This window comes from Desulfoplanes sp. PS50, assembly GCF_053851535.1.
Window position 1 is genome coordinate 16989 of sequence record NZ_JBSPZA010000037.1, and the last position, 11624, is coordinate 28612.

At 58.7% G+C, this 11624-nt stretch carries 8 protein-coding genes; 5 read left to right on the plus strand and 3 right to left on the minus strand.

Going from position 1 to position 11624, the window contains the following annotated elements:
- The first annotated feature begins 3 nt into the window (after positions 1-3).
- The gene (gene cobJ / locus ACTVJH_RS13835; RefSeq protein WP_455991871.1) at positions 4-759 is read left to right on the plus strand and encodes a precorrin-3B C(17)-methyltransferase; all 756 of its coding nucleotides are present in this window, start codon (positions 4-6) and stop codon (positions 757-759) included.
- Between the two features lie 314 nt (positions 760-1073).
- On the opposite strand, the gene ACTVJH_RS13840 is transcribed toward cobJ, so the two are convergent.
- The 3 genes from ACTVJH_RS13840 to ACTVJH_RS13850 all read right to left on the minus strand — a co-directional run bounded on the left by ACTVJH_RS13840 (position 1074) and on the right by ACTVJH_RS13850 (position 4564).
- Positions 1074-2207, minus strand: coding sequence for a pyridoxal phosphate-dependent aminotransferase (locus tag ACTVJH_RS13840; RefSeq protein WP_455991874.1), 1134 nt, complete (start codon positions 2205-2207; stop codon positions 1074-1076).
- Positions 2200-2859, minus strand: coding sequence for a precorrin-8X methylmutase (locus ACTVJH_RS13845; protein ID WP_455991877.1), 660 nt, complete (start codon positions 2857-2859; stop codon positions 2200-2202). Before ACTVJH_RS13845 ends, ACTVJH_RS13840 begins: the two co-directional genes overlap by 8 nt.
- 205 nt (positions 2860-3064) lie before the next feature.
- Positions 3065-4564: a cobyric acid synthase gene (locus ACTVJH_RS13850; RefSeq protein ID WP_455991880.1), complete on the minus strand. Its 1500-nt coding sequence runs from the start codon at positions 4562-4564 to the stop codon at positions 3065-3067.
- Positions 4565-4732: 168 nt separating this feature from the next.
- On the opposite strand from ACTVJH_RS13850, the gene ACTVJH_RS13855 reads away from it, so the two are divergent.
- From ACTVJH_RS13855 to ACTVJH_RS13870, 4 genes are all read left to right on the plus strand, one after another.
- Positions 4733-5425: an esterase/lipase family protein gene (locus tag ACTVJH_RS13855; RefSeq protein ID WP_455991883.1), complete on the plus strand. Its 693-nt coding sequence runs from the start codon at positions 4733-4735 to the stop codon at positions 5423-5425.
- A 161-nt stretch (positions 5426-5586) separates the two neighbouring features.
- Positions 5587-7077, plus strand: coding sequence for an efflux transporter outer membrane subunit (locus ACTVJH_RS13860; protein ID WP_455991886.1), 1491 nt, complete (start codon positions 5587-5589; stop codon positions 7075-7077).
- A gap of 129 nt (positions 7078-7206) precedes the next feature.
- Entirely contained in the window at positions 7207-8385 is a 1179-nt protein-coding gene (locus ACTVJH_RS13865; RefSeq protein ID WP_455991889.1) for an efflux RND transporter periplasmic adaptor subunit, read from the plus strand.
- 9 nt (positions 8386-8394) lie between these two features.
- Entirely contained in the window at positions 8395-11556 is a 3162-nt protein-coding gene (locus tag ACTVJH_RS13870) for an efflux RND transporter permease subunit (RefSeq protein WP_455991892.1), read from the plus strand.
- The last annotated feature ends 68 nt before the right edge of the window (positions 11557-11624 follow it).

Below are 11624 nucleotides of genomic sequence, written 5' to 3' on the forward strand. Positions count from 1 at the left end.
GTGGTGGGGCTGGGCCCCGGCGATGTCTCCCTGCTGGCCCCCATGGCCAGGCACGCCATGGAAACAAGCGATCTCATCGTGGGCTATACCGGGTATATCAAACTCCTTCCCCACGACCTGACAACGGGCAGGGACGTCATGGCCACGGGCATGCGTCACGAACTGGACCGGGCCAGAATGGCGGTTACGGCCTGCCAAAGCGGCAGAAACACGGTAGTGGTCTCCAGCGGTGACGCGGGCGTCTACGGCATGGCCGGTCTCATCCTGGAATATCTGGAAAAGACAGACCTGCTGGACACCGTGCCCTGCACCATCGTCCCGGGCATCCCGGCCCTGTGCGCGGCGGCCGCACTTCTCGGCGCCCCGCTCATGCACGATTTCGCCTCCATCTCCCTAAGCGACCTGCTCACCCCCTGGGAGCTCATTCTCAAACGGATCGAGGCCGCGGCCTCTGCGGATTTCGCCATCATTCTGTACAACCCCAAGTCCAAACGGCGCACCGACCAGCTCGAAACCGCACTGAACATCATCGAGCGCCACCAGGGCGATCAGCTGGCTGTGGGCAGCGTGCGCAAGGCCTTTCGCGAGGGTCAGGAGATCAAGGTAGCCAGGCTCGGGGATTTCGACGTGGAAGCCGTTGACATGACCACCATCGTTCTGGTGGGCAATTCACAGACACGGATTGCAGGCGAGAAGATGATCACGCCGCGAGGGTATTTCAATAAATATGATCTGGAGAAGGGGGAGAGGAAGGAGTAAAAGGGGGCAGTGCGCAGTGCGCAGGAAAGGCAGTGAGACGACTACAAAATCCAACTCCAAAGATAATATTTTTTCATGACGCTACAGTCGAGCGGATCCCGACAAATGTGTTCTCATCCAGGCGTCTGGAGTATCGTGGCTGGTTTGCCCCGTTGCGGGTGGTTTGACTGTCTGACCGAGCCAGGCATCGTTCATCAAGCCGGTGTTCAACAAAAACAGGATGTCCTGACGATGCCAAAGGACGGCTTGATGGTACGAGGCCCGCGAGGGAGTTTCAAACCGCGCGCAACGGGGCAAACCAGCCATGAGAAAAATCAGCCCTGTTGACCCGGATGACCCGATTGGACGGTGGGGACTGATCGGATGTAGGAGGTACAGGCCTCGACCAGGGCGCGGTTCTCCTTCCCGCATCTGACCTGCAGCCGGATATATCCCCTGGGCATGCCCGGGATGGTGTCGCAGTTGCGCACCAGGATGCCGCGCGTAAGAAGATATGTCTGCAGCTGGACCACATCCCGGCCCGCCTGAAGTTTGGCCAGGACAAAATTGAGATCTGATGACAGGATGTTCACAAAGAGCCCGGTTTTCGTCAGATCCGCAACAAATGCTTCCCGAAGAGCAGGCATCATTCGCCTGCGTTCACGATACGCGTCACGGTTTGCAAGAAAGGCCAGCCCGGCCAGTTCGGCAAACCGGCTCACAGTCCACGGGGCCCTGCACCCCTTGAGGGTGTCGACGATTTGCTGCGGGGCCAGAAGATAGCCCAGGCGGATGCCCGTGCAATAATAGGCCTTGGTGAAACTCTGCAGGGAAATGACGCTGGTTCCCCGGGGCACCACGGACCGATACCTGTGCACGTCCTGTTGGTCATAGGCCGGGGTCCCGTACAGAAACTCTCGATAGGTATTGTCGATGAGGATATGTTTGCGGTTAACGCTGCCGAGCAGGACATCCAGATCCTTGTACACGGCAGTGGTGGGGTTGTTGGGCACACACAGGATGAGCATGTCCCCGGATATCCGGGTCAGCCTGTCCATGTCTTCCCGGGTCAGGGCAAAACCGCCGGCTTCGTCCAGCAGATAGAGCTCATGCTCGATGCCCAGATTCTCGCAGGCCCTGGCGTATTCGGAAAACACCGGGCCCACAATGACCACCTTTGTAGGTTTCAAGGCCTGCAGACAGAGAAAAATCAGCTCTGAAGAGCCGTTGCCCACCAGAACCTCCCCTGCATCCACACCCTCCATTCCCGCCAGCGCCTCCACCAATTCCCTGCACCCGTCATCGGGATAGTATGCATAGGGATAGTCAATGGAACGGACAATACCTTCGGTCAGATCCGCGACCAGGGAGTCGGCGTTGGAGCTGAAATCAAGCAGATCATCCGGGCACCTGCCTGTGGCCCGGGATGCAGCCAGAATCTCTCCGCCGTGGGAGGACGGCCTAGGCATTGCGGTTTTCCAGAAGACAATGGGCCAGCTGGTTGATGACACAGGCCGCCAGGGCCGAGCCCCCCTTTCTGCCCCGGATGGTGATAAAGGGAACAATATCCTGGGCAATGAGCAGTTCCTTGGATTCGGCGGCGTTCACAAACCCCACGGGCATGCCCACGATAAGCGCAGGCCGGGCCCTGCCCGCCTCGACCAGCTCCAGAAGACGGATCAGCGCGGTGGGGGCGTTGCCGATGACATAGATGCTTTCGGCACCCAGTCCGTGATCCTCAAGTGCCAGATCCACACAAGCCCGGGTGCGGGTCGTCCGGTTTTTTCCGGCCAGATCCTCCACCCGGGGATCGTCCAAAAGGCAGCGCACCTCGCACCCCAGAGGCGTCATCCTTCGCAGGGGAATGCCCATTCGGGCCATCTGGGTATCGGTGTACAGCACCCCGCCCTTTTCCAGAACCGACATCCCCGCATCCACCGCCCCGGGTGAAAACATGATATGGTTTAACAGATCAAAATCAGCCGTGGTATGCACCATGCGCCGGGCAATGAGCCATTCCAGTCCCAAAAAGGGTTTATCCGGTACCTCGGAATCGATGATGGCCATGGACGCATTTTCGATCTGATCCGGGGCGCATGTTCGTAGAAGTATGTCGGTCATTTTCTTGATTCTCCAATGCACAAACGTATTGTACAACAATTGGTCCCGATTCAGGCAGCGATGCTGAAAGCATGTCTCCATCGGATTCGGCCTGCGCCATCTGCCCCTGATTCCTGGCAATCCGTCAACACATTGCCGAGCAGACGCTCGGCGATCCCAGGAACAAACGGATTCTCACGGTGCGTTGCCGCACCGGATCGACAGCTTACCCCAGCAGACCTTGAACCCTGTCCCAATCCAGATGCTTGACTACGGCACGGGCCAGCCGGTCCAGACCTTTCTCCACGTTATAGGCAACCTGCACCGCTTTTTTGGGCGCAAGCCCCCTGGCTACCCGCAACCCGTCCAGCACATGCCGTCGGAACGCGTCGGCATCGAACAGCCCGTGGACATAGGCCCCCCAGACATTTCCCCGAAGGTCGGCCAGTCCGACCACATCGGAACTCCCCGAAAAAACCGGCTCACTTTTGTCCCGATCCAGGATGCGGGTCCTCCCATGGTGGATTTCATAGCCTGAAACAGACAGCCCGGAAGGGATGTGCGTCACCCTGGAGCGATGCAGCGTCTTCTCCTGCCCAAGCTCCGTGACCATGGGAAGAAGTCCCAGTCCCGGGGCCTGGTTACAACCCGACTCCACCCCCAGGGGATCACTGATCACCTCCCCCAGCATCTGAAATCCCGCACAGATTCCCACCAACGTGCCCCCGGCTGCCGCAAATTCCCGAATGGCCCCGGCCAGGCCGGTCTGTCTGAGGGCGGCCAGATCCGCCAGGGTGCTCTTGCTCCCGGGCAGGATCAGGCAGTCAGGACGTCTGCCGCGCAGCTCCTCGGGAGTGCGCACAAGGCGCATGCGCACATCGGGTTCCAGGGCCAAGGCGTCAAAATCCGTGAAATTGGAGATATGGGGCAGGTCGATGCAAGCAATGTCCAGGCATAGCTGATCCTTCCCCCCCTGATGCTCGAACCCGGACTCCCTGAAGGTGACCGAATCCTCTTCCGGCAGTCCCAGGTCGGAAAGATAGGGCAGCACCCCGAAAAAGGGCTTGCCCGTCTTTGTGGCGGTATAGGTCAGGGCGTCATCAAGAAGCGAGGCATCCCCCCTGAATTTATTGAGGATGAATCCCGCGGTGAGCTCCCTCTCCCACTCCTCAAGGCAGGCCATGGTCCCGATGAGGGAGGCAAAGGCCCCGCCCCGGTCGATATCCGCAACAATGAGCACGGGACTTTTGGCATACCGGGCCATGCGCATGTTCACGATGTCGTGTTTCTTGAGATTGATCTCCGCGGGACTGCCCGCCCCTTCCAGAATCACCACATCGAACTCGCGGGCCAGACGATCATAGCTCTCTTTGACCGTGTCAAAAAGCGAGCTCTTGTACGCGAAATAGGTCCGCGCCTCCATGGAGGCCACGGGTTTTCCCATGACAATGACCTGGGACCCGGTCTGGGTGTTGGGCTTTAAAAGAACCGGGTTCATCTCCGCCATGGGCTCCAGCCCGCAGGCCTGGGCCTGCAGCGCCTGGGCCCGGCCGATCTCCTCCCCGGACAGGGTCACGTAGGAATTGAGGGACATGTTCTGGGCCTTGAACGGGGCCACGCGCACCCCCTGGTTGCGCAGGGCGCGACAGATCCCGGCCACGAGTAAACTCTTTCCGGCATTGGAACAGGTCCCCTGGATCATCAGGGAGGCAGCTCGAGTGGTCATGGCTATCCGCAGAGTAAGGGTTCAGATGAGGGGGTACACAATTCCCGCCTCGAAAACGGTTCTCTACGTCCGGGGCGGGTGCCCTGTCCAGGCGGGCATGGTCCCGGAACAATCCCTGAATCAGGGCTGCGCATTGTGCTTGGAGCACAAGAAGGATAGGTGCAGGCCATGGAGAACATCCGCTGCCATACCCTCGTGCAGAACAATCCCGAATGTGTTGTGCTCCTGCACGGCCTGTGCAGGACATACCGGTCCATGAGCAGGCTCGAAAAGGCGCTCTTCCGTGCCGGGTACGATGTGGTCAATGTGGATTACCCGTCCAGACACCATCCCATCGCCCGCTTGGCAAAGGGCATTTATGAAGCGCTCCTGGAGAGGGTCGATCCGAACGGCTATGCGTGTCTTCATTTCGTGACCCACTCCATGGGCGGCATCATTGTCAGGCAGATCCTCGCCACCGCCAATCTGAACACCCTGGGTCGCGTGGTCATGCTCAGCCCGCCCAACCAGGGCAGCGAAGTAGTCGACCGGCTCAGGCATCGTGTCCTGTACCGCCTTGTGAACGGTCCGGCAGGCCTCGAACTGGGTACCGGAAAAAACGATCTGCCCCAGCGCCTCGGGCCCGCGCATTTTGACCTGGGTGTGATCACGGGGAAAAAATCCGTCAATCTCATTCTCTCGACCATGCTGCCCGGAGAGAATGACGGCAAGGTCTCGACCCGCAGGGCACGGCTGGCCGGCATGCGTGATTTCCTGGTGGTCGATGCCGCCCATCCCTTTATCATGCGCAACCCGGAGGTCATCCACCAGGTCCTTTTCTATCTCCGAAACGGCCGATTCGATCGAGCAATCCGACAATAATTCACGGAATTGCGGCCTGATTTCCCCTACACATTCTCCTGTTTTTTTGCTAAAGGGCCCAAACTATGCTGCAGTGTACGGTCATTCGAAATCAAAACAGGTCTTGGCAGCGTTCAGGTTTCGTGCGTTCCCTCCCTCACCCCAACCATGGATCCCCGCATATGGACCCGACCAGACACCAGGGTCGTTGTTCTTTGACCCGCACCCTTCACATCTTTCAGGCCCTTTTTTTGTTTCTTATCATACTGCTCGCAGGGTGTGCCGCTGTCGGACCGGACTATGCCCCTCCGAAAACGGACATGCCGTCCTCCTGGCATACCCCTCTTGATCCGGCCATCCAGGCCAGGGAATCCCTGGTTCTGGAGTGGTGGAAGCTCTACGATGATCCCCTGCTGACCCGACTGATCACCGAGGCCGCCCAGGGCAACCTGGATATCAAGGAAGCCGTGGCCCGGGTGGATGAAGCCAGGGCACGCCTCGGCATGGCCCTGGGAGAGGAAGTCCCTTCCCTGGATGCCGATGCGTCCATCACCCGCTACCGAACCAGTACAAACAATTACGGACTCGGCAAGACCGAAACCCAGTACGCCCCGGGTGTTTCTGCAAGCTGGGAGATCGACCTGTTCGGACGCATCCGACGATCGGTGGAGGCTGCCGGAGCCGATTTCCAGGCCACCCGGGAGGACCGGACCGACGTGATGATCTCCCTGTACGCCAATGTGGCCCTGACCTACCTGAATATCCGAACCTACCAGGCCCGGCTCGCCGCTGCGGACGCAAACATCGAATCCCAGAAACAGGTCCTGGAACTAACCAGGTCCAAATTCAAGTACGGGCTGGCCACCGGACTGGAGGTTGCACAGGCCGAGCGGGTCCTGGCCAGTTCCGAGGCTTCGGTTCCGCCCCTGCGCATCGAGCTTTCAAAGAACATCAACACCATGGGCATCCTTCTGGGCCGCCAGCCCGGAGCCTTGTATGACGAACTGAGCATTCCCCGGGACATCCCTCTGCCTCCGGAAAAGGCCACCCTGGGCATGCCTGCGGATCTTCTCAGGCAGCGCCCGGATATCCGCAGGGCTGAACGGCAATTGGCCGCCCAGACCGCACGCATCGGCGTGGCCAAGGCCGATCTCTATCCGAGCCTTTCGTTGACCGGCTCGTTTGGCTATGAATCCATCAACACCAATGATCTCTTTGAACCAGCCAGCAATGTGTTCGCCTTTGGCCCGTCCCTGCGCTGGAACATCTTTTCTGCCAATCGCATCCGCAACCAGGTCAAGGCCCAGGACGCTGTGACCAGGCAGTACCTGTTCCGTTACGAAAGCACGGTCCTCAATGCCCTGAACGAGGTGGAAAACGCCCTGCGTTCCTATATCGAAGACCGGGTCCGCCTGGCGGCCCTGAACCGGGCCGTGGACGCGGCCAGACGTTCCGTGGACCTGTCCACCCGATTATACAAACAGGGACTGGTCAATTTCCAGGATGTCCTGGATGCCCAGCGGGATCAGTTCTCCCTTGAAAATGACCTGGCCTCGGCCCGGGGAAGCAGTGCGGCTAATTTCGTCAATCTGTACGCAGCCATTGGCGGAGGATGGGATCCGGACAATCCCGAAGCCCCGCTGCCCACGCTCAAAGAAACAATCTTCGAATAACCCCAAGGTCAACAAGGTCAATAGGGTCAATAAGGTCAAAAAAACGACCACCGCCATCCACAACCCGTTTACCCTGCGCACTGCGCACTGAGCCCTGCGCACTTATTCCCACCACAAGGAGCCACCCCCATGCAACGGACATCCCTTCCCCGCATATATCCCTTGCTCGCATTGATCACGTGTTCCCTGTTATTGTTCACCGGCTGCAAGGAAAAGAAAAACACCTATGTTCCCCCGCCTCCCGCAAGCGTTACCGTGAGCAAACCCTTGGTCAAGACGGTGACTACCTACGCGGAATTTACCGGGACGACCGAGGCCAAGGAGTCTGTGGAGATCCGGCCCCGGGTGGAAGGATACCTGAAAAAAATTCTTTTTACGCCCAGTTCCTACGTCAAAGAGGGGGATCTCCTCTTTGTCATCGATCCACGTCCCTATGAGGCCAAGCTCAAGGAGGCCCAGGCCGAACTCCTGGTCCGCAGGGCCGAACTGGAACTGGCCAAAACAACCCTGACCCGCAAGGAAAATGCCTACAAGGATCGGGCGGTCAGCGAAGTGGACGTGATCGAGGCCAGGGCCAAGAAGGAACAGGCCGACGCCCAGGTGGAAAGTGCCAAGGCCAGCGTGGAGACTGCCCGGCTGAATCTCAACTACACCCACATCACAGCGCCCATCAACGGACGCATCGACCGCAGCCTGGTGGACAAGGGCAATCTGGTCGGTGCAGGCACTCCGACCCTTTTGGCGACCATTGTCAACGACGATCCCATGTACGCCTATTTCACGGTCAGTGAGCGGGATCTTCTCTATTACCAGGAACATAGCAAGGCCAAGGAATTCTCCCTGGACACCAGGCAAAAGGCCTTTTTGGGACTCTCCAACCAGGCCGACTATCCCTACAAAGGCAATATCGACTATGTGGACAACCGGCTTCAGGCCACTTCCGGCACCATGCAGGTCAGGGCTGTTTTCAACAATGAGAATCACTGGCTCCTGCCGGGTCTCTTCGCCCGCATCAGCGTGCCTCTGGGTCAGGAGGAGAATGCCCTTCTGGTCCCTGACCAGGCCCTTGGCGTTGACCAGCAAGGCGAATATGTTCTGGTGGTGACTAAGGACAACAAAGTGGAATATCGCTCCGTGACCACTGGGATTCTGGACAACGGCATGCGGGTGATCGCCGATGGCCTTGAACCTGACGACCGGGTCATCGTCAAGGGTCTGCAAAAGGCCCGGCCCGGGGCAGAAGTTACCCCCAAGGAGGTCGATCCCAAGACCCTGATCAAGGCACCCGCCCCCTCACAAGACGCCTAAGGAGCCCCCATGTTCAGCCGTTTCTTCATCAACCGCCCCATCTTTGCGGCCGTGGTCTCCATCCTGATCATCATCGCCGGCCTGGTCACCCTGCGATCCCTGCCCGTGGCCCAGTATCCGGAAATCGCCCCGCCGACCATCGCGGTCTCCACCAACTATCCGGGAGCCAACGCCCAGGTGCTGGCCGATACAGTGGCCCAACCCATCGAGGAACAGGTCAACGGTGTCGAAGGCATGATCTACATGTCCTCCACCTGTGCCAACAACGGGGATTACTCCCTGACCGTATCCTTTGACATAGGCACCGACCTGGATATGGCCCAGGTCCTGGTTCAGAATCGTGTCAGTCAGGCCACGGCCATGCTTCCCGAGGCTGTCCAGCGCATGGGGGTGACCACGGAAAAAAAATCCACGAACATCCTTCTCTTCACCACCCTGACATCACCTGACGAGACCTTTGATTCCCTTTATCTGAGTAATTACGCCTCCCTGTACCTCCAGGACGAACTGGCCAGAATCGACGGAGTCGGCTCGGTATTCATTTTCGGTGCAGGCGATTACAGCATGCGCATCTGGCTTGATCCTTACAAACTCAAGGCACGAGGACTGACCACCACCGACGTGCTCAACGCCATCAATGAACAGAATGTCCAGGTGGCCGCCGGTCAGATCGGCCAACCCCCCGCCCCCCAGGAACAGGACTTTCAATATTCCATTACGGTCAAGGGACGGTTGACCGATGCCAAACAATTCGAATCGATCATCGTCAAAACCCTCCCGGGCGGGGCCATGGTTCGCATCCGGGATATCGCCCGTGTTGAGCTGGGCGCCCAGTCCTATGACGTGGCCAGTCAATACAACGGCATTCCCACCGCGGCCATCGCCATTTTTCAGCAACCCGGTGCCAATGCCCTGGACGTGGCCGAGAATGTCAAAAACCGGCTCAAAGAACTCAAACAAAGTTTCCCCAAAGGGCTCGACTACGCCATACCCTTTGACACAACGGAGTTTGTGGAAGCCTCCATCGACGAAGTCGTGGAGACCATCTTCATCGCCATTGTCCTGGTGTTCATCGTCATCCTGGTCTTTCTGCAGGACTGGCGGGCCACGCTGATCCCCGCGGCGACCATTCCAGTCTCGCTCATCGGGACCTTTGCGGTCATGGCCGGTCTCGGGGTGAGCATCAACATGCTCTCCCTGTTCGGAATCGTTTTGGTCATCGGCATTGTGGTCGATGACGCCATCGTTGTCGTTGAAAACGCCACCCGGAACATGGACGACCTCAAACTCCCTCCCAGGGAGGCGACCATCCGGGCCATGAACGAAGTTACCGGGCCCATCGTGGCCACCACCCTGGTACTCCTTGCCGTTTTCGTACCCACTGCGTTCATGGGGGGAATCACCGGTGCCCTGTACAGCCAATTCGCCCTGACCATTGCCACGGCCACGGTTTTCAGCGCCCTGAACGCCCTGACCCTCAGCCCGGCCCTGTGCGGGATCATCCTTCGGCCCTCGACCCAGCATCACAACATCTTTGCACGAGGGTTCAACTGGACCTTCGACAGAATCCAGAAGGGATACGGCTTTGTCATTTCGGGGATGGTCCGCAGAGGTTTTCTCGTCTTTGTCCTTTTTGCCGGCGTGACAGGGGCTGCGGCATGGGGATTTCTCCAACTGCCCACGGGGTTTGTTCCCTCAGAGGACCAGGGCTATGCCATGGTCAGCGTCCAGCTTCCGGATGCCGCCTCCCAGAAACGAACCCTTGAAGTGGTCTCCAAACTGAACAGTCAGATCGGCAAGCTCCCCGGAGTGCGCAGTTGGATTTCCGTACCCGGTTACTCGTTGCTCGATGGAGCGATCACCTCCAACGCAGCGACCATCTGGGTGATCTTTGATTCCTGGGATGAACGTCTTCCCAAGGGATTGGATATCAAAGCCATGCTCGGTGAGCTCTGGCAGATTGGGGGGGCCATCCAGGAGGCCCATGTCGTGGCCTTTTCCCCTCCAGCCATTACAGGTCTGGGCCAGGCCGGCGGTTTTGAAATGAAAATTCAGGACAGGGGCGATGTGGGACTGACCACCCTGGAGCAGATGACCCAGGAAATCGCCCTGGCCGCCAACGGCCAATCAACCCTCTCCCAGGTGTACACCACCTTCAGGGCAAACACCCCCCAGCTCTTCGCCGATGTTGACCGTACCCAGACCAAGAGTCTGGGTATCCCCCTCTCCGATGTCTTCGATACCTTGAAGGCCAATCTCGGATCCACCTATGTGAACGATTTCAACATCTTTGGAAGATCTTACCAGGTCCGGGTTCAGGCTGACGCCAGATTCAGAACCCGGGTGGAAGACATCAAGCGGCTCGAGGTGCGAAACAATGACGGGGACATGATCCCCCTGGGCACGGTGGTCTCCGTCAGCAAGACCCTCGGGCCCCAGTTGATCACCCGGTACAACCTCTATCCCATGGCGACCCTGAACGGCCAGGGTGCAGCGGGCGTCAGTTCGGGCCAGGCCATGACCATGATGGAAAACATCGCCCATTCCAAACTTCCAGCGTCCATGGGATATGAGTGGTCAGGCATGTCCTATCAGGAAAAGATTGCAGGCTCGGCCACGATAATCATCTTTGTCCTGGCGATCATCTTTGTCTATCTGGTTCTGTGCGCCCAATACGAAAGCTGGACATTGCCGCTGACGATCATTCTCGCCGTTCCCCTGGCCCTGCTCGGTACGGTCATTGCCGTATATTTACGGCATACGGATGTGAATGTGTACACCCAGATCGGTATCGTCCTGCTCATCGCCCTGGCCTGTAAGACAGCCATCCTTATCTCGGAATTCGCCAAGGAGGGCCATGATGCGGGCCAAGGTATCGTGGAGGCGGCTCTGGAGGCGGCCCGGCTGCGCTTCCGGCCCATTCTGATGACCGCCTTCGCCTTCATCCTGGGTGTTTTTCCGCTGGTCATCGCCACAGGTGCGGGAGCCGCCAGCCGCCAGGCCCTGGGCACAGCCGTGTTCGCGGGCATGATCTCGGCCACCTTTTTGATGATCTTTTTCGTGCCGGTCTTCTACGTGGTCATCCAGGGAATGAGCGAACGCTTCTGGAAAAAAAAGAAGCACCCGATCATGAAGCACAACAAACCCAAACCCGGCCCCGAAGACCTCTAAAACAGCCCAATGGCGCAGGGAACCTGGGGCACCCCAATTCCCTGCGCCAAATTCTTTTGTGTACGCCC

What these genes read in the sequence shown, in the direction of transcription:
- ACTVJH_RS13840 (WP_455991874.1), bottom strand. Translation starts at nt 2,207, where the DNA reads ATGCCTAGGCCGTCCTCCCACGGCGGAGAGATTCTGGCTGCATCCCGG.
- ACTVJH_RS13845 (WP_455991877.1), bottom strand. Translation starts at nt 2,859, where the DNA reads ATGACCGACATACTTCTACGAACATGCGCCCCGGATCAGATCGAAAAT.
- ACTVJH_RS13850 (WP_455991880.1), bottom strand. Translation starts at nt 4,564, where the DNA reads ATGACCACTCGAGCTGCCTCCCTGATGATCCAGGGGACCTGTTCCAAT.
- ACTVJH_RS13855 (WP_455991883.1), top strand. Translation starts at nt 4,733, where the DNA reads ATGGAGAACATCCGCTGCCATACCCTCGTGCAGAACAATCCCGAATGT.
- ACTVJH_RS13860 (WP_455991886.1), top strand. Translation starts at nt 5,587, where the DNA reads ATGGACCCGACCAGACACCAGGGTCGTTGTTCTTTGACCCGCACCCTT.
- ACTVJH_RS13865 (WP_455991889.1), top strand. Translation starts at nt 7,207, where the DNA reads ATGCAACGGACATCCCTTCCCCGCATATATCCCTTGCTCGCATTGATC.
- ACTVJH_RS13870 (WP_455991892.1), top strand. Translation starts at nt 8,395, where the DNA reads ATGTTCAGCCGTTTCTTCATCAACCGCCCCATCTTTGCGGCCGTGGTC.